The following is a 17619-nucleotide window of genomic DNA, read 5'->3' as shown; positions in this document are numbered from 1 at the left end:
GTGACATCATCAGTATGTCGGAAGATCTCTAAAAGTGAATGGGCCGTTTAAGCGGGATACTTACAGGAGCAGTGGCAATATCAGTATGATGCCTTTGGCAACATGGTGACAAGGCAGGACAGCGCCCGTATCCAGCGTTACCGCTACGACGGAGATAACCGTTTGGTGGGGGCTGAAGGGAGTGTTTGAAGCGCAGTACCACTATGATGCGTTGAGCCGCCGGTTGAGCAAGACCGTGACTCATCGGCAAGAGCGGCACGAAACGCATTTTCTGTGGCAAGGATTACGGTTATTGCAAAGCCACACCGCAGACAGCCAGCAAACCTGCTGTTACGACCCGAACGAAGCCTATACGCTGTTGGCCTGCATTGAGCGGCGCTACGGCGAAGACCAGTTGTACTGGTATCACACCGACCTGAACGGCTCACCGCAGGAAGTGACCAACAAACAGGGCGACATGGTGTGGTCAGGGCAATATGGCGTGTTTGGTCAGGTGACCCGCCAGACCGATGCGATGTGGCGCAACCTCAGCAAACCGCTGGGGCAGTTCAGGCAGCCGCTGCGTTATGCCGGGCAATATCTGGATGAAGAAACCGGGTTACACTACAATACTTACCGCTATTATGCACCGGAAGTCGGTCGGTTCACGACGCCGGATCCGATTGGTTTGTCGGGGGGACTGAATCTTTACCAGTATGCGCCGAATCCGCTGAGTTGGATTGACCCTTGGGGTTTAACTGGCAAGCCATTAAATTCTCCATTGATAGACAAATGGATAGATAAGGGGGGGAGTGTTTGGCAAGAGATCGATACGCGAACTTGGGTATATCAAGATAACGTTGGCAATGTAGTGAGATATCCGAATGGTTATCCAGACTTTACACCTTATGAGGTGCAGCGAGTTGATGTTCCTGATATGAAAGGTAACCACCGTCTTGGCCCTTCAGGGGATTTTGGTAAAGCGAATGCCCTTGCCCCTAATGGGGCTGCAAATCTGGAAGTTAACACGTGGCACCACCACCAGAATGGCGTTACGATGCAAGAGGTACCTAAAGATATACATAGTAATTTCACTCATAGGGGTGGCGTGTCAAAAATTAAAAAGTCGTGTCCCTAATATGGAGGCAATATGCCAATTTCATGTGGTAATGGTTCATCAGATGTTCAGATCAATAACCTTGAGCAGTTGTATAGTATTCATTTCCCTAATGACTACAGGAATTTTTTATCTGTTTATAATGGTTTTGTAGTCAAACAACCTGATTACTGTGAGTTGCCTTGTAATGATGTAGATGATGGGTATATTGCATTTTATTCTTTGTTTGGCTTTGGTGTTTCAAATAAAAATCATGACATAAATCATCAGAACAAAGAATATCTAGATGAGTTAAGCTTCATTGAAGAGGCATTCATCATTGGTGGTGATCCTGGAGGAAATTACTTTGTGCTAGTTTGTAATGGTGTTCAAAAAGGAGTTTACTACTGGGATAGGACACATCTGCATTCGGAATATGACATGCAAAAAATCTCTATTCAGGAAGTGGATGAATGTGGAAGTCTTTATAAAATCCATCATGAATTTAGTGATTTCTTCGCGGAGCTTGTAAGAAATACAATAGATAAAGGAATGAAATTGACTAAAGATCTTTTATAAATAATAGCGTGTGGCTGTTATAATGTGGCCTAATTTAATGAAAAAAAGAATGCTCTTTAATAAATCTATTTCAAAGCTTAGGTATTGATTATTCAAAACTAAGCTTTTATGACTCGTTTGAGTTTTTACAGGAAGAAAGGAAGTATCCAAGGTTTCTTGAAAATTATGCTCTTTATGTTGAACGTAAGGAATACTGGTAATGTAGTGGCATAGTTAATTTGGCAACCTGAAATCGAATATGATGCGATTACCTGTTGCTCCAGGTATCGATCCGAATCCAAATCTTGGTTTACATAGGGGTTGAACAGCAGAACATGCGGAGTATAACCGTGCAATTGGCGCTGAACTTGATGCGCTAGAACGGAGGACTATACAAAATAATTGGAATTATCGACGGACACAGCAAGAAGTTCTTAACTTACAACATAAAAGAAGAGCAGGTTTTAAAACGGGTAAGTATACGTGTGCTTAGGTAAAGGAGATTATAATAAGATTATACAGCCTTGAAAGTCCTATTAAATCCAGTGGTGATGTTGTCAGTTTTTCTGATCCTAAGGGCCGAATATCCTCTTATTTTATATGGAATGAAGGAAAGAGTAAATTCTTGGACTTCATGAAGCCGAAAGGACTCGCTCAAGAAAAAGTGAGGCTTTCGACTTATTAATGGCAGATTTTCTTCCTGCAAATATCGGCATACCAATATTCTCAGAAAAAGCAATGGGTGCAATTAGAGATTTCATTCCTGAGAGTGTGAAAGGAGTGGAGTGCATCATATCCTGTGAGGGAAGACAGGTGACTTATAATTTGTGCTGGGTTGGTGTTTATCTGAACTTGGTCGATGAAGAAAAATCTTCATTTAGAACGTTAAGTGATGGGGATAAAATATTAACGAAAGCTATATATAAAAGTGATTTTCAATATGACTTTATGATTGCTAGGGATGCTGAATTCAAAGAGCGCTTAGTTGTATCCCAAGGCTTTGTCGATTTTTGTCATTCCAAAAAGTTAAATGTGAACTTTGGAGAGCCCATATAGGAGAGCATGAAAAAGTGTGGGGCAGCCATCGGATAGGCCGCCTGCAGAGGCTAGAATAACCAACACCATTTCACAACAATACCCAGTTCCACTGCTATGAAAATCTACGTCATCAAAACCGCTGTTCGTGGAGTCAGTCCCATGGTCTGGCGTCGGCTAAGAGTCTCTGCTGATACGCCGCTGGCCGCGCTTCACTTCATTTTCCAGATCGTGCAGGGCTGGGGTGATGACTACCTCTATCAGTTTCATATTTACGGCAAAGAATGTGTTGGACGTTCTGGATGGAGTTATCGCTGATATCGGCCGGGAGGCGAAAAAAATTGGGCAAAAAAAACGCGTGAGAACGCTGAAAGATCTTGATAAGTCAGCATTAGAGCTGGCAAATATTTGCTCAGGTACCCTGACGCTGGGAACAATTTGGGCGTCAGTTTTGAGCCGATCGTTGCTGAGCAGCGATCGCCCTTCAGGGTTAACACAGGCAATTATCGAAGCCGGGAAAATAAATAAGACACTGTATCTGCTGAATTATATTGATGATGAGTGGCGAATTTTATCGCTCCGGACAACCATTTAGTTACAACATACATATGTGCATCAACTCAAATAATAACATTTGAAGCTTACGTGATTAAAAAATAATCAAGGGAACATAATCATTCCGCAAAGTCTAACAGGGGGTATTGGGGTGCGTACGGGAACTATAGCCTTCAACGAATCGTGGTAACGTTTTAATAAACATTAATTCTTCGGTCATAGTAGAACGGATTCTGGTGCGGATTCATTTAGAGAAGCCCACGATTATTATTAATAGAATTTATAAAAATATCAGCGTCTAAGAATGACCGCCATTTTCAGGCGGCCTGAAGCAAGATTTAGAGTTTAGAGATAACGCTGCTCTAAGTGCTGACGGAAGAAGCGCGGATTAAGCGTTTCGCCCGTTGCTTTAGTGATCAACTCGTCGGTGAGATAACGGCTGCCGTGCTGCCAGATATTTTGCTGCAACCAAGCGAATAAGACGCTGAGATCGCCATGAGCAATTTGTTGATCCAGATTGGGAATCGATTCGCGAGCGGTCTGAAATAACTGCGCGGCATACATTGCACCCAAGGTATAAGTTGGGAAATAGCCAAAAGCACCGTCGGTCCAGTGAATATCCTGCATGCAGCCATTGCGATAGTTGCCATCGGTATTAACGCCCAAATAACGCTGCATTTTTTCATTCCACTGTGCCGGAATATCCTCAACCTCAATTTCGCCTTCGATAAGCGCTTTTTCGATTTCGTAACGCAAAATCACATGCGCTGGATAGCTAACCTCATCAGCATCCACTCGAATAAAACCGGCTTCAACGCGCTGATTAATCGCAATGAAATTATCTTCGGTTAACGCAGCTTGTTCGCCAAAATGTTTGATAGCCAGCGGTAACAAAAGCTTTAGGAACTCGTCGCTACGTGCCAATTGCATCTCAAATAGCAAGCTTTGAGATTCATGTATCGCCGTGGAGCGAGCATGAGAAATAGGTTGGCCTAACCATTCGCGCGGTAAATTCTGTTCATAGCGGGCGTGACCAGTTTCGTGGACGATCCCCATCAGGGCGCTAGTGAATTCTTTCTCGTTATAGCGCGTAGTAATACGCACATCTTGCGGAACACCGCCGCAGAAAGGATGCACGCTGACATCAACCCGGCCGCCGTCAAAATCAAAACCAAGCAGCGCCATAACGCTCAGGCTAAGCTGGCGCTGTTTCTCTAAATCAAATGGGCCGACTGGCGTTAAATGTGGTTGTTTAGCCTGTTTGACGATCGCTTTTTGCAGCAAATCCGGTAACCATTGCTTTAAATCACCAAAAATATGATCCAAATCGCTGCTGCGTAAACCTGGCTCATACAAATTTAACAGCGCATCGTAGCGAGATGTGCCGGCAGCCTGCGCGCGGATCTCGGCTTCCTGACGACTGAGTTTTACCACTTCTCGCAGATTTTCGGCAAAACCCGCCCAATCATTATTGATGCGTTGCTGACGCCAGGCATGTTCGCAACGCGCGCCTGCCAGTGACTTAGCTTCAACCAAACTTTCTGGCACCAGAACCGCGTTGTTGTAATGGCGACGCATTTCGCGCAGATTCGCTTTCTCAATAACGTTCAGAGTTTCCTGTTCAGCCTGATTAAGCCATTGATCGACTTGCGGCGCGGTCAGAATTTGGTGATGCAGCACGTTTAGCTCAGCCAAGGCCTCTGAGCGAGCCAAATTGCCTTTAGGGGGCATCATGGTTTGCATGTCCCAGCCGGTAATGGCCGAGAGATGTTCAAAACGAGACAGGCGAGTGAAGGTGCTGCGCAGGTGATGATATGCTGTGCTCATAGGGCACTCCATTAGTTAACCAATCATAATCAACGTCTTTTGCTATTTACTTTTTATCTGACACGGCGTCTGGATCGACGGATAAACTGTAGTAGTCTTTGACAGGCCAGCAGAAACGGAAGCACGCACCGCCCAAAGAACTGCTTTCTACAAAAACGCGTCCCTGATAAGCCAGCGCAATGGAATGAACGATTGCCAGACCTAAACCGCAGCCACCGGTCGCGCGATCGCGACTTGGATCTAGGCGTACAAAAGGCTCAAATACTGTGGTACGTTCCTCCGGCGGAATACCGGGGCCATCGTCTTCAACCTGAAGACAAGCTTCATCACCGTCGAACCACAGGCCAATGCGCAAACGCTGATTGGAGTAGCGCAGGGCATTATTCACCAGATTATCCAGTACTCGCTCCATCAGGCGTAAATCCACCGCGCCAAAATCGCCGCTGTGCGGAATATCCAGCGAGATTTTTCGCTCGCTGTGAATCAGGCGCATATCTTCGACTTTAGTCTGCAGCCAGGCCGGTAAATCTATTGGCTCCAGATTAAGAGAAACCTGAGGGCGATCCAGACGAGCATAGGTCAGTAGTTCGTCTATCAATGATTCCAACTGACCGATATCCCGGTTTAATGCCAGTTGCTCTGTTTCGCTCAGATTCTCACTCATGGCTAAACGGTAGCGCAAACGAACCAATGGGGTGCGTAACTCGTGGGCTATGCCGTCAATCAGCAGTTTTTTGCTGGCAATCAGAGTGCTGATGTTATCCGCCATCTGATTAAAAGCGACGCCGAGACGATTCAAACTGGACGTTGGGTCAAAGTGCGTCCGTTCATCTAAATGCCCGGAACCCAGCCTCTGGGCAGCGTTTTCCAGCTGTAGCAGGTCTTTCCAGTGCGGGCGCATCCACAGAAAAACCGGCAGCGCCAGCGACATACCGATTAAAATCAGCAGAGCCAGATCCAACAGTCGCATTTGATGTAAATAGAATAAATACGGAATCGGACCGACCACCAATACATAATGACTGCGAGGAATTCGCTGCAAAAATGAGTATTCATCGTCTAAAGCGATGATTTCTCCTGCCCGCAGTCGCTTATTCAGGCGCGGCCCTAAATCTCGTTTATCCAGCGGTTCAATATGCAGCTCAAACGAAAGATTCAAATCCAGCGTTTCGATGGTTTTATTCCAGTCACGCAGAGGGATTTCTCTCAGTTCGCTGCGCATTAATGACAGCGAGCTTTTCATTAAGTCGTCTAAAGACTGGCGCCCAGCGCGTTCGGCGGTGACTTTATAAACCAGCCCGACCAGCATCGCCATCACCAGAAAGCAGACAAACAACAATAAGAAAAACTGTATGAATAGTTTTCTCATTGTTGGACGGATTCCCAAGCGTTAGGAGCAAACAGGTAACCTTTATTACGCACGGTTTTAATGCGGAAGGGCTCCAGCGTATTATCGTAAAGTTTGCGACGTAAACGAGAGATCGCCACGTCAATACTGCGATCCATGCCGTCATAGCTGACGCCGCGTAGGCTTTTTAATAAGACTTCCCGATCCATAATAATACCGGCGTGGGTGGCCAGCTCCCAAAGCAAATCAAAGTCTGACGTGGAAAGCGTAATTTCTTCCTGGCCCAGATTGACCTGACGATTAACCGGATCGATACAGAGCAGACCGAATCGAATCGCATTTTGATTGGTCAGCGTGGTTACTTGCGGCTCTTTAGTCTGGCTTTGATGTTGTCGTAAATGCAAACGCAGCCGCGCCAGCAAAACGGCAGGTGGCGTAGTTTTCAGAATATAATCATTAGCCCCCATTTCCAGCGATAGGATATGGTTCATATCGCTATCCAATGAGGTCAGCAGCACTATCGGACCATCGTAATGAGGACGCAAATCCCGGCATAGCGTCATACCGTCTTTACCTGGCAACATAATATCCAACAGCACCAAATCCGGTTGTTGCTCGGTAATAAAGTCCTGCGCGGTGTCGCCTCGCGGCTCAATCAGAACGTCAATATCATGTTTGCCCAAATAGGCAGCAATAAGTTTTCCAACTTCTGGATCGTCTTCGACAAAAACAATTTTAGCCATATTTCCCGATCTATAAGAATCTGCGATAAAAGTGACGGAATTCAGCATAGCGCGCGGAGGAGGGCAATGCCATGAGGATTTGGTGTCTAATCTTGAGCTGTATCGCGCAATTATTCATTCATATGATTAAAGCGTCGGCTCCGTCTGGTAAACAGTAAGGGAATTATGTCATTATATTGATGACACTGACTGTCACGTCGTCTCTATTTAGCCGTAGTCCAACACTATTTTGATTATAAGAGAGGATTAGGGGATGAGTAGTGAGCGGATACAGCACGAAACCATCTGCTTTGATTACATGAAATTTCTATCGGCCTCTTGCAAAAAACGCTGGAGTTTTGTCGATGCTATTTATGGTGTAATGCCTATCTTCGGCATGGTGGTAAAAAAATCTCAAACTGAATTAGAAAAAAACCCGCAAGAGCAGTTAACTGCCTTAGCTTTGCAGGTGCTATCTACACAGGTCAGCGATGAAACCAATATGATTCGGTTAATTCGGTTGGCGCGCCAACAAGGGATTCAATCTCTGGAGGTTCAATTACCCTATGGTTTGGATATCGGTCAATTAGCGACTATTTCACGCCAGTGCTCACCGCAGGTTGCTTTGACGTTGAACGGCGAGCGGTTGTTGGTTAATTTGCCCGTCATTCAGCCGTAGATCGAATGTTCATGGCATAATAGCCGTTCGCCGTTCATAGAGTAATAGTCGTTCATAGCGAGCAATAATAGCTCTTGGTCATTTTATATTTATATCTATATTTTATCACCCACAATTTCAGCTAAATATCGGCTGTGCTTACTGATAATTTTAATTTCATGCTCGGCTTCCTTCCCGGTATTTATACGTTGTTCAATATCATCTATTCTATCGTTTCTCTCCTCTAACGTATCATACTTAACTGGATGTTTCTGGTGTTTATACAGGTGAGAAATAAGGTTTTTTTCCGATTCTTGGATTGTTTTTATCAATGCATCAACTCCATTAAAAGCAGCCTTATTTGCTTTTACTATTTCATCGAAATTGCCTTCAACTGTGATTCTCTCCAAACTTTTTATTAATTGTTGGGTTTCTTGCCACTTCAACTGCGGCTTGATGTCTGAGTAGATAAAGCTGGCAATAGGACCGTTATTGCTTATTTCGTTGATTTTCCCCACCATGAGCATAATCGTAGGTTTAATATCTTTTGCTTTTTCCATAAGCATAGCTTGCTGATATGTGGGTGGTGCATTTGAATTGAGAAGAGGGAAGGATGAACTGCTTTCATAGGATGGGGGCTTGGATGAAATCATTATTTACTCCTATTGGCTGACTTGCGAAATAGGAGAATATCAATTTTCATTCATTCTTTTCTACTATAAAACGCCGCTCAGCCTCTACTTTATTATTACTAACATTTGTATGTGGAGAGCTGAACAGAGTAGAAATTAATGCATAATTAGCCAAGTGGCGGGCAGCGTAGCGACCATTACCAGACAAATAGCCACGCGCTCCATTTTATTTAAGATGCGAATATCATGGTGGCTTTTTCTAGCATAAATAAATACCAATAATCCCGGCGCATACAATAATACCGACAGTAGCAAATGCAGCATACCGGCGGCGTAAATCAGCCATAAACCGTATAAGCAGGCACCGCTGGCCGCCACAATCAAGCGCCAATCCTGACGTTTTAGCGCAACTTTAAACAGAAATGCGCCGACCAGAAAATACGGTACTAAAATCATTTCAGAGGCGATAGTTAGCAACGTATTGTAATTGCTACCAGTGATCCAAATCAGAACCAACGCAATCTGTACCGCGCCGTTGGTAAACCACAGCGATTTGGATGGCGCATTATTCTTGTTTTGCTGACAAAATGCTTTCGGGAAAGCGCCGTGTTTAGCTGCGTGCAACGGCACTTCGGCGGCCATAATGGTCCAGCTCAAGTAAGCGCCGCAGACTGAAATAATCAGGCCGGTGGCGATAACGATTTCACCCAACGGCCCCATCAGCTCAACCATTAAACCGGCCATCGATGGGTTGCGCATCTCTGCCAGCTCGGCGCGTGGTACTACGCCTAGTGAGAGTAGGGTGATCAGCAAATACACGCTCAGCGCAGATAACACTGCCAGCATGGTTGCCCGCCCAACGTCTTTTTTATTTCGCGCCCGCGCGGAAACCACGACCGCACCTTCCACACCGATAAACACCCACAGAGTGATAAGCATGGTGTTTTTAACCTGTTCCCACACCGGCGTACCCAAAGCGATGCCGCTGAAATCCAGCGTAAAGGTATCCATATTAAAGGCGATCGCCGCCAAAATAATAAAGCCGCCTAAGGGTAACAGTTTCGCCAGCGTCGCCGCCAGATTGATGCTGGCCGCTGTCTGCACGCCGCGTAATACCAAGGCGTGAACGACCCACAGCAGGAAAGAGGCCCCGATTAATGCTTGCCAGGTATTTCCTTCTCCAAAAACGATGTTTTCCGGCGTATCGGTGAAAAAGCTCAGAGCGGCAAACACAATCACCAGATAAGACACGTTAGCGATAACCGCGCACAACCAGTAACCCCAGGCGGAGAAAAAACCGATCAGATCGCCAAAGCCCTCTTTAGCATAGGTAAAAATACCGCCATCCAGATCCGGCCTGAGGCGAGTCAGCAACAGCATGGCAAAGGCAAGGAAGATAATCCCGACGCCGGTAATACTCCAACCGATAAGTAACGCCGCGGGACTGGCAACTTCAGCCATGTTCTGCGGCAGGCTAAAGACGCCAGCACCTAGCATTGAGCTGAGAACGAGTGCAGTTAGCGCGGTTAGGCCGAGTTTTTTTTCCAATGCTAGAAGTCCTGGTATTTAAAGAATTAATCTATGGATGTTAGCTATCAACTAGCAGGATATGGGGAGTCGGCACCGATAACTGAAAGATAATAGCCCTAAAAAGTGCCAAGATTTTACGGAGTGCGGGGTGTGGATGCAATGATTGGTTATGCGATTAGGATAAAAAGTTATTCAGTCGTTCAGGTTTTGTGCAACCAGAAAGGCGGTTAGGCGGGAAGAGGGTAAAGAATGGCGGAAACAAAAGTAAAACGGGGCAACCTTAGGCTGCCCCGCAAAGATTATTTGAACAAATCAGCGCTCACGGTAAGGTTACCGCCGCTTTTGTTCTGCCATTGACGAGTCACGTGATAGTACTTGGCTCCTTTCGCTGCGGCGCGTTTAGCCACTTCTTGCGAAACATCGGTCATACTATTGAAATGACCGGTGAAAGTAACGGAATCAAAGGGCACCATTTGCGCCGCAGTGGTGTTATTCAGTTCTTGAATTTGCGTACCGTCGGACAGGGTTACAGTGTAACGTTTTCCGGTTGAGGACTGAGTTTCGAAGAAGCGACCCACAGCATTGCTTGGCGTACCCGAAGAGGCCACGCCCGGCAATTCAACTTTAGCCGCTTCGGCACCGCCAGCTGCCAGTGCGGCACGGCCTGCGTCAGAGTCGGCAGGGATGGCGTCCGGGCTTTGCACCTTACGTTTTGGCGCATCAGCTTTATATACGTAAGCGGTGATGAACTGGTTACCGCCACCGTTGGCATCGACCTGACGCACGATGAAGAAGGAACTGGCATTTTTGCTTTTCGCTTCTTTAGAGATAGCGTCGTTGATATCCGGCTGGCTGCGGAAGAAGCCACTGACCGACACGGTATCAAAAGGCTCCAGCAGATAAGCTTCGTTCTTCGGCAGCTCTTTTACGCCGTTAAAAGTGCGGTATTGAGTATCTTTACTCACTTCTTCCGCATCTTTGTGGTACAGATCGGCCGTTACACGCCAGTTACCACCGTTATTATTGCTGTTAGTATCCTGAATATAGAAAGCGTCTGCGCCCAATTCGTCAGCGCGACGTGACACCGCAGCGGCTGCTTCATTGATTGCGTTAAACCGACCGGTAATTGTTATGCGTTGGAACGGTTTAATGGAGGCTGCTTTTTCCGGCGCTAATTCTTGCGCGGCTTGTGCAGCAGAAAATGCAGTCAGTGATAGCAATGCTGACGCGATGATCGTGTATTTCAGCTTCATAAAAAATCCTTTCGCCTTGCGCATTAACGTTATACGAGCAGAACTATTGATGTGTAACAGAATAGCCGATGATTATTACATGTAATAATGGCAGGTGTCTCAGCAATTTATGCCGCACAGTGTGACTATTTGCTACCGGCAATTTATGGCGATCTTTCCCGCCAATACCGATAAGCTTTGATAATAATCCAATTAACCATATAAGCTCGATTTATTTACATTCTTCTAACCTAAGGCCACGTATTTACTGGGTTCATAGAATGGATAGAATAAATTTAATCTGACGATAAATGGCAGGATAAGACTCTGGTAAATATAATATTGATAGTCATTTATACAATCTTCCCATTGGCTATCAGTTTTTATGCAAAAAGCGTTAATGTGACGCAGACAAATATGGATCATCAGCCACATTTTCAGTAGGTTATAGGAAGCTGTAGCAAGCAGGTTTCGGCGGCGCGAAGATTCGGCGCAACGAAATCACAACTATAGGCAGGATGACGACACACTCATCATCGAAGAGAACTAAAAGGGAACATTATGCGTATTGGTGTACCAAGAGAGCGGTTGGCCAATGAAGCCCGGGTTGCAGCAACGCCGAAAACGGTGGAACAACTGCTGAAGTTGGGCTTTACCGTCACCATAGAGGCCGATGCCGGGCGACTGGCCAGTTTTGACGATGCGGCTTATCAGGCAGCTGGCGCCACAATTACGGATACGGCGGATGTGTGGCAATCGGATCTGATCCTAAAAGTTAACGCGCCCCTTGAGGATGAAATTGCCTTAATGCGTGAGGGCAGCACGCTGGTCAGTTTTATCTGGCCTGCGCAAAATCCCGAACTGTTGAAAAAACTGGCAGACCGTCAGGTGACGGTCCTAGCGATGGATTCGGTGCCGCGTATCTCACGGGCGCAGTCGATGGATGCCTTAAGCTCCATGGCCAACATCGCGGGTTACCGCGCCATTGTGGAAGCCGCTCATGAATTCGGTCGTTTCTTCACCGGGCAGATTACGGCCGCAGGTAAAGTACCTCCGGCAAAAGTGATGATTATCGGTGCTGGTGTTGCCGGTCTGGCAGCCATTGGTGCCGCGGGCAGCCTTGGGGCTATCGTTCGCGCCTTCGATACACGTCCGGAAGTAAAAGAACAGGTTCAGAGTATGGGGGCCGAATTCCTCGAGCTGGACTTTGAAGAAGAAGCGGGCAGCGGCGATGGCTACGCCAAAGTGATGTCCGAAGCTTTCATCAAGGCAGAGATGGCGCTGTTTGCGGCACAGGCGGCGGAAGTAGACATTATCGTCACTACCGCGCTGATTCCGGGCAAACCTGCTCCGTTGCTGATCACCAAAGAAATGGTTGCCTCGATGAAGCCGGGGAGCGTGGTGGTCGATCTGGCGGCACAAACCGGCGGTAATTGCGAACTAACCGTCGCAGACAAAATCACCGTGACTGATAATGGCGTTAAAATTATTGGTTACACCGATTTACCCAGTCGTTTGCCAACCCAGTCTTCCCAACTTTACGGTACTAACCTGGTTAACTTGCTGAAACTGCTGTGCAAAGAGAAGAATGGCGAAATTGATATCGATTTCGAGGATACGGTGATTCGCGGCGTAACCGTGGTGAAAACCGGTGAAATTACCTGGCCAGCACCGCCAATTCAGGTTTCTGCACAGCCTCAGGCGGCGAAATCGGCGGCTCCGATTGAAAAACCGGAGGCTAAACCTTCGTCTCCTTGGACCAAATATATCTTTATGGCGATCGCCATCGTGCTGTTTGGCTGGCTGGCTAACGTGGCGCCGAAAGAGTTTTTATCACACTTCACCGTGTTTGCTCTGGCTTGCGTAGTGGGTTACTACGTGGTGTGGAACGTCAGCCATGCGCTCCATACGCCGCTGATGTCGGTCACTAACGCTATTTCAGGCATCATTGTGGTAGGGGCGTTGTTGCAGATTGGCCACGGCGGTTGGGTAAGTTTCTTATCCTTTATTGCCGTATTGATTGCCAGTATCAACATTTTCGGTGGTTTCACCGTGACTCAGCGCATGCTGAAAATGTTCCGTAAACACTAAGGGGTAACTGATGTCTAGTGGTCTCGTAACAGCTGCATACATAGTTGCCGCGATTTTATTTATTTTCAGTCTGGCCGGTTTATCCCGCCACGAAACCTCCAAGCAGGGTAATACTTTTGGTATTACCGGTATGGCCATTGCGCTGATCGCCACCATTCTGGGGCCGGATTCCGGCAACGTTGGCTGGATTATTGTCGCTATGGTTATCGGTGGCTCCATCGGTATTTATCTGGCGAAAAAAGTCGAAATGACCGAAATGCCAGAGCTGGTTGCGGTGCTGCATAGCTTCGTGGGTCTGGCAGCGGTACTGGTTGGTTTCAACAGTTATCTGGATCATGGCGCGCCAATGGAGCCAGTGATGCAGAACATTCATCTGACCGAAGTGTTCCTTGGCATCTTTATCGGTGCAGTAACCTTCACTGGTTCTATTGTGGCCTTTGGTAAATTACGCGGGATTATCTCCTCTAAACCGCTGACTTTACCTCATCGCCACAAGCTGAATCTGGCGGCGTTGGTGGTGTCATTCCTGCTGATGGTGCTGTTTGTGAAAACCGACAGCGTGGCAATGCAGGGCATTTGTCTGTTCCTGATGACTGCCATCGCGCTGGCTTTCGGCTGGCATCTGGTGGCTTCCATTGGCGGCGCGGATATGCCGGTTGTGGTTTCCATGCTGAATTCCTACTCCGGTTGGGCAGCGGCGGCGGCGGGCTTTATGCTCAGCAACGACCTACTGATCGTCACCGGTGCTTTGGTGGGTTCTTCCGGTGCGATTCTGTCTTACATTATGTGTAAGGCAATGAACCGTTCGTTTATCAGCGTGATTGCCGGTGGCTTCGGTACTGACGGATCGTCCGTCGGTGATGCGGAAGAAATGGGCGAATACCGTGAAACAACGGCGGAAGAAGTCGCTGAAATGCTGAAAAACTCTAGCTCGGTCATTATCACTCCGGGCTATGGCATGGCGGTAGCACAGGCGCAGTATCCGGTGGCAGAAATCACCGCCAAACTACAGGCGCGCGGTATCAAGGTTCGTTTCGGAATTCATCCGGTTGCCGGTCGTTTACCTGGTCACATGAACGTGCTGCTGGCGGAAGCCAAAGTACCGTACGATGTGGTACTGGAAATGGACGAAATCAATCAAGACTTCCCGGATACCGAAACCGTGCTGGTCATCGGTGCTAACGATACGGTTAACCCCGCGGCGTTGGAAGATCCGCGCAGTCCTATTGCCGGAATGCCCGTGCTGGAAGTGTGGAAAGCGCAGAACGTTATCGCGTTTAAACGATCGATGAATACTGGTTATGCAGGCGTTCAGAACCCGCTATTCTTCAAAGACAACACACAAATGCTGTTTGGCGATGCTAAAGCTAGCGTGGAAGCCATTCTGCGCGCGTTGTAACCGTTAACAAAAAAGAGCGGCTACATTTGGCTCCTTAATTTCAACGGTTAAAAACGCATTCCAAGCGACAAAACAAAAATCCGGAGCGCATCTACCTCCGGATTTTTTATGCCAATAACTTAGTGAAATAACGGGGATATATACAGCGGGAAGTTGGCGCGTTCGGCGGCCTGATTCAACTGTTTTTGCGCGGTGAGAATGTTTTCGCGCCAGTTTTCATTCTGTGCCCACATTTCAATCACCAAGGGTACGCGGCTATCCATATCTCGAAGCGCGCGGAAAATAGCCGTGAAATCCACTTCACCTTCACCAATAACCAGATCGCGGAACTGGCCCGGTGCATGTTCACTGACTTTAAGGGTGTCTTTCAGGTGAATCTGAACTATGTGGTCGCGGCTTAGCCTCAACTCCGTCAACGTATCGTAATTCCAACCGTTAATATTACCCACGTCAGGGTAGGCCATAAAATAAGGGGAGGGAATTTCTCGCTTCAGTATTTCGAATTTACTCAATGAATTCAGATAGTCGGTATCCATAATCTCAACCGCCAGCATCACGCCTGCGCGTTCGGCTTGTTTAGCACTCCATTTCATCCCATCAATAAAACGCTGGTGAGTATGTTCGTTAGAATCTTCGTAATAAACGTCATAACCCGCCAGTTGGATCACGCGAATCCCAAGCTTGTAAGCAAAATTAATCGCTTTTTCCATATGGATTTTAGCCTGTTCGCGAATAACTTTATCTGAGGAACCAAAGGGAAACTTACGGTGAGCGCTGAGACACATCGAATGTAGCGGAATCTGATGCTGTTCGCACAAGCGACGCAGGCCATAGATTTGCTCGTCTGACCAATCCAGTCTCGCGCGTCGTTCATCGGATTCATCTATCGATATTTCCATGAAATCAAAGCCTAGAGACTTGGCCACTTTAAGTTTTTCTTCCCACGGCATGGCGCTGGGGAGGGCTTTCTCATAAATCCCAACAATCTGGTTTACTCTGTTTGCATACATTATCAGCCTCCCGGACCATATCAGTTACGACCAGTATTTATCGATTTCAGCGCGTAATGCCTGTGCGTTGGACTGACCTTTTGGGCCGGTCAACGCTCGACCTGCAATAAAAGCTTTGGCGCGAATGCCTTCGAACAATCGGATATCCTGCGGTACTATGCCGCCGGTAATAGAGAGTTCCAGCCCTAAATCAGACAGGGTGCGCATGCGAAGAAGATCATCATCGCTCCAGCCCACGCCGGCCAATTCTGCATCTCTGGAACGATGATAAATGGCCTGTTTAATGCCCAGACCGCGCCAAGCTTTAGCATCATCGAGCGTCCAATTACCGTAAATTTCAATTTGAATTTCTCTGCCCAACTCATCGGCGACTTTTTTACAGGCTTCAATAGTAGCGATGTGCGCAGCGGCAGAAACAGTCAGCCAATCTGCGCCAGCGTCGAAAGCCATACGTGATAAAATCGCGCCGCCGTCGGTGGTTTTTAAATCGCAGACTAATAGGTGATTTGGATGGTTTTGGCGTAACGTCGTTACCGCCTCCATTCCTGCGGCGAAGGCCAGAATAGTCCCGACTTCGATAATATCGACGTAACCCGCGACGCTTTTTGCCAGAGTCACGGCGCTAGCCAGATCGGTTTGGTCTAGGGCGATTTGGAGCATAGGTTTAGCCATAGTGATATTCCTTTTCAGTAAGCGGCATCCGTTAACCAGATGCCGATGTGATAGCGAAGCAGGAGGGTGAGGCGGCTAACGTTGCCCGTAGTAGGCGTTGCTGCCGTGTTTGCGTCGATAATGTTTATCTGACAAAGCATTCTGGAGGTGAATGTGAGCATTGAGCGAGCGTGTCGCCAGCGCCATGGCGGCGACTTCCTCTAAAACCACCGCGTTATGTACCGCTTCACGCGCGTTTTTCCCCCAGGTGAAGGGGGCGTGCCCATAGAGCAACACGCCGGGTACGGCTACCGGATCGATACCGCGCATGTTGAAAGTTTCATCAATCACCAGCCCGCTGTTTCTTTCATAATCTTGATTAATCTCACTGTCATTTAGTGGGCGAGTGCAGGGAATGTCGCCGTAAAAATAGTCAGCATGGGTCGTTCCCAGCGCCGGAAGATCTTTTCCCGCCTGCGCCCAAATAGTGGCGTAACGCGAATGGGTATGTACGATGCCACCTAGCGCCGGAAACAGGCGATACAACTCAAGATGAGTAGGTGTATCGCTCGAGGGATTTAAATCGCCCTCGATCACATTGCCCTCCAGATCCAGAACCACGATATCCTCGGCTTTCATCTGGTCGTATTCCACACCGGAGGGTTTAATGGCAATGACGCCATGTTTTCGATCGATTTCAGAAGCATTGCCCCAAGTAAAGGTCACCAAACCGTAGCGAGGCAACAGCAAGTTGGCTTCCAGCACCCGATGTTTCAAAGCTTGATACATAATTTAATTCTCCTTGTCACACCCGCAGCGCTGCATCAATCACCGCATAAACGTCTTCTGCGGTACGGCAGCGGCGCAGTTTGTCGAGATCGACTCCGGTTTCGCTGTTTTCGTCATCCAGAACCTGCGTAACCTCCATTAATCCCGCCATGTGCTCATCCGAACTGCTACCTGCGAGGGTGATCAACACATCCACCGCGTCGTCTTCTCCGTCGAAATAAATAGGCTCGGTTAACGTCACTAACGCAAACGCCGTGCGATTTACGCCGTCTTCCGGTCGGGCGTGGGGCATAGCAAAATTCGGTGCAATAACGATATAAGGACCGAGTTTTTCAACGCTGCTGATAATGGCCTGATGGTAGGCCGGCGTCACGGCACCTGATGCAATCAGCATATCGGTCCCCAGCTTAATGGCCGCGCGCCAGTCGTCGGCCTGAGCCTGTAACAATATGGAGCGGTTTTCTATCAACGAGCCTTTCAGTGATGAGGTGGTCATAGTGATATCTC

Annotated in this window: 17 protein-coding genes and 1 pseudogene; 8 read left to right on the top strand and 10 right to left on the bottom strand. The window is 47.6% G+C overall.

Features of this window, described 5'->3' with window-relative positions; translation table 11 throughout:
* The first annotated feature begins 181 nt into the window (after nucleotides 1-181).
* The 5 genes and pseudogenes from AD970_RS20445 to AD970_RS19625 form a co-directional block, all read left to right on the top strand.
* On the top strand, nucleotides 182-1117 hold the full coding sequence (locus tag AD970_RS20445; protein ID WP_053215270.1) for an RHS repeat-associated core domain-containing protein: 936 nt from the start codon (nucleotides 182-184) through the stop codon (nucleotides 1115-1117).
* A gap of 12 nt (nucleotides 1118-1129) precedes the next feature.
* On the top strand, nucleotides 1130-1654 hold the full coding sequence (locus AD970_RS10030) for an SMI1/KNR4 family protein (protein ID WP_049598392.1): 525 nt from the start codon (nucleotides 1130-1132) through the stop codon (nucleotides 1652-1654).
* A gap of 663 nt (nucleotides 1655-2317) precedes the next feature.
* A complete protein-coding gene (locus AD970_RS10025; protein WP_049598391.1) occupies nucleotides 2318-2689 on the top strand; it encodes a hypothetical protein in 372 nt (123 codons plus the stop codon).
* A 96-nt stretch (nucleotides 2690-2785) separates the two neighbouring features.
* Nucleotides 2786-2986, top strand: coding sequence for an IS1096 element passenger TnpR family protein (locus AD970_RS20555; RefSeq protein ID WP_072080631.1), 201 nt, complete (start codon nucleotides 2786-2788; stop codon nucleotides 2984-2986).
* A gap of 97 nt (nucleotides 2987-3083) precedes the next feature.
* Nucleotides 3084-3230, top strand: a pseudogene (locus tag AD970_RS19625) (Tn3 family transposase); the annotation flags it as partial.
* Nucleotides 3231-3568: 338 nt separating this feature from the next.
* On the opposite strand, the gene AD970_RS10015 reads toward AD970_RS19625, so the two are convergent.
* From AD970_RS10015 to rstA, 3 genes are read right to left on the bottom strand one after another with little or no spacing between them, the layout of a single operon-like run.
* A complete protein-coding gene (locus tag AD970_RS10015) occupies nucleotides 3569-5050 on the bottom strand; it encodes a carboxypeptidase M32 (protein WP_049598388.1) in 1482 nt (493 codons plus the stop codon).
* A 46-nt stretch (nucleotides 5051-5096) separates the two neighbouring features.
* A complete protein-coding gene (gene rstB / locus AD970_RS10010; RefSeq protein ID WP_049598387.1) occupies nucleotides 5097-6419 on the bottom strand; it encodes a two-component system sensor histidine kinase RstB in 1323 nt (440 codons plus the stop codon).
* On the bottom strand, nucleotides 6416-7141 hold the full coding sequence (gene rstA / locus AD970_RS10005) for a two-component system response regulator RstA (RefSeq protein ID WP_049598385.1): 726 nt from the start codon (nucleotides 7139-7141) through the stop codon (nucleotides 6416-6418). Before rstA ends, rstB begins: the two co-directional genes overlap by 4 nt.
* A 253-nt stretch (nucleotides 7142-7394) precedes the next feature.
* Here rstA and AD970_RS10000 point away from each other — a divergent pair, with 253 nt between their 5' ends.
* Complete coding sequence (locus AD970_RS10000) at nucleotides 7395-7799, top strand: hypothetical protein (RefSeq protein WP_049598384.1); 405 nt, start codon at nucleotides 7395-7397, stop codon at nucleotides 7797-7799.
* 95 nt (nucleotides 7800-7894) lie between these two features.
* Here the strand turns inward: AD970_RS10000 and AD970_RS09995 are convergent, their stop codons facing one another.
* The 3 genes from AD970_RS09995 to ydgH form a co-directional block, all read right to left on the bottom strand.
* Nucleotides 7895-8431 (bottom strand): hypothetical protein, encoded by a 537-nt coding sequence (locus AD970_RS09995; RefSeq protein ID WP_049598382.1) that lies wholly within the window; start codon nucleotides 8429-8431, stop codon nucleotides 7895-7897.
* Nucleotides 8432-8566: 135 nt separating this feature from the next.
* Complete coding sequence (locus tag AD970_RS09990; protein ID WP_049598381.1) at nucleotides 8567-9958, bottom strand: amino acid permease; 1392 nt, start codon at nucleotides 9956-9958, stop codon at nucleotides 8567-8569.
* A 281-nt stretch (nucleotides 9959-10239) separates the two neighbouring features.
* Nucleotides 10240-11193: a DUF1471 family protein YdgH gene (gene ydgH, locus AD970_RS09985; protein ID WP_049598379.1), complete on the bottom strand. Its 954-nt coding sequence runs from the start codon at nucleotides 11191-11193 to the stop codon at nucleotides 10240-10242.
* Nucleotides 11194-11733: 540 nt separating this feature from the next.
* Between ydgH and pntA the strand changes: the two genes are divergently transcribed.
* The gene (gene pntA, locus AD970_RS09980) at nucleotides 11734-13263 is read left to right on the top strand and encodes a Re/Si-specific NAD(P)(+) transhydrogenase subunit alpha (RefSeq protein ID WP_049598377.1); all 1530 of its coding nucleotides are present in this window, start codon (nucleotides 11734-11736) and stop codon (nucleotides 13261-13263) included.
* A 10-nt stretch (nucleotides 13264-13273) separates the two neighbouring features.
* Complete coding sequence (gene pntB, locus AD970_RS09975; RefSeq protein WP_049598376.1) at nucleotides 13274-14662, top strand: Re/Si-specific NAD(P)(+) transhydrogenase subunit beta; 1389 nt, start codon at nucleotides 13274-13276, stop codon at nucleotides 14660-14662.
* A gap of 119 nt (nucleotides 14663-14781) precedes the next feature.
* Here pntB and AD970_RS09970 read toward each other — a convergent pair whose 3' ends face one another.
* From AD970_RS09970 to AD970_RS09955, 4 genes are all read right to left on the bottom strand, one after another.
* Complete coding sequence (locus tag AD970_RS09970) at nucleotides 14782-15672, bottom strand: L-ribulose-5-phosphate 3-epimerase (protein WP_049598374.1); 891 nt, start codon at nucleotides 15670-15672, stop codon at nucleotides 14782-14784.
* Nucleotides 15673-15696: 24 nt separating this feature from the next.
* Nucleotides 15697-16344 (bottom strand): 3-keto-L-gulonate-6-phosphate decarboxylase UlaD, encoded by a 648-nt coding sequence (locus tag AD970_RS09965; protein ID WP_049598373.1) that lies wholly within the window; start codon nucleotides 16342-16344, stop codon nucleotides 15697-15699.
* A gap of 75 nt (nucleotides 16345-16419) precedes the next feature.
* Nucleotides 16420-17112, bottom strand: a complete 693-nt coding sequence (locus AD970_RS09960) for an L-ribulose-5-phosphate 4-epimerase (protein WP_049598372.1) — start codon at nucleotides 17110-17112, stop codon at nucleotides 16420-16422.
* A gap of 16 nt (nucleotides 17113-17128) precedes the next feature.
* Nucleotides 17129-17608, bottom strand: a complete 480-nt coding sequence (locus AD970_RS09955; RefSeq protein ID WP_049598371.1) for a PTS sugar transporter subunit IIA — start codon at nucleotides 17606-17608, stop codon at nucleotides 17129-17131.
* Nucleotides 17609-17619 lie beyond the last annotated feature (11 nt).

It is taken from the genome of Yersinia nurmii (assembly GCF_001112925.1).
GTDB classification, from domain to species: domain Bacteria; phylum Pseudomonadota; class Gammaproteobacteria; order Enterobacterales; family Enterobacteriaceae; genus Yersinia; species Yersinia nurmii.
Note: the sequence above shows the minus strand (reverse complement) of the source record. Positions and strands in the feature narration are given on the sequence as shown.

Excerpts from the sequence above, each read along its gene's own strand:
- AD970_RS10000 (WP_049598384.1), top strand. The coding sequence starts at position 7,395 with ATGAGTAGTGAGCGGATACAGCACGAAACCATCTGCTTTGATTACATG.
- AD970_RS09995 (WP_049598382.1), bottom strand. The coding sequence starts at position 8,431 with ATGATTTCATCCAAGCCCCCATCCTATGAAAGCAGTTCATCCTTCCCT.
- pntB (WP_049598376.1), top strand. The coding sequence starts at position 13,274 with ATGTCTAGTGGTCTCGTAACAGCTGCATACATAGTTGCCGCGATTTTA.
- AD970_RS09965 (WP_049598373.1), bottom strand. The coding sequence starts at position 16,344 with ATGGCTAAACCTATGCTCCAAATCGCCCTAGACCAAACCGATCTGGCT.
- AD970_RS10030 (WP_049598392.1), top strand. The coding sequence starts at position 1,130 with ATGCCAATTTCATGTGGTAATGGTTCATCAGATGTTCAGATCAATAAC.
- AD970_RS09955 (WP_049598371.1), bottom strand. The coding sequence starts at position 17,608 with ATGACCACCTCATCACTGAAAGGCTCGTTGATAGAAAACCGCTCCATA.
- rstA (WP_049598385.1), bottom strand. The coding sequence starts at position 7,141 with ATGGCTAAAATTGTTTTTGTCGAAGACGATCCAGAAGTTGGAAAACTT.
- AD970_RS10015 (WP_049598388.1), bottom strand. The coding sequence starts at position 5,050 with ATGAGCACAGCATATCATCACCTGCGCAGCACCTTCACTCGCCTGTCT.
- pntA (WP_049598377.1), top strand. The coding sequence starts at position 11,734 with ATGCGTATTGGTGTACCAAGAGAGCGGTTGGCCAATGAAGCCCGGGTT.
- AD970_RS09960 (WP_049598372.1), bottom strand. The coding sequence starts at position 17,112 with ATGTATCAAGCTTTGAAACATCGGGTGCTGGAAGCCAACTTGCTGTTG.
- AD970_RS09970 (WP_049598374.1), bottom strand. The coding sequence starts at position 15,672 with ATGTATGCAAACAGAGTAAACCAGATTGTTGGGATTTATGAGAAAGCC.
- AD970_RS10025 (WP_049598391.1), top strand. The coding sequence starts at position 2,318 with ATGGCAGATTTTCTTCCTGCAAATATCGGCATACCAATATTCTCAGAA.
- AD970_RS20555 (WP_072080631.1), top strand. The coding sequence starts at position 2,786 with ATGAAAATCTACGTCATCAAAACCGCTGTTCGTGGAGTCAGTCCCATG.
- rstB (WP_049598387.1), bottom strand. The coding sequence starts at position 6,419 with ATGAGAAAACTATTCATACAGTTTTTCTTATTGTTGTTTGTCTGCTTT.
- ydgH (WP_049598379.1), bottom strand. The coding sequence starts at position 11,193 with ATGAAGCTGAAATACACGATCATCGCGTCAGCATTGCTATCACTGACT.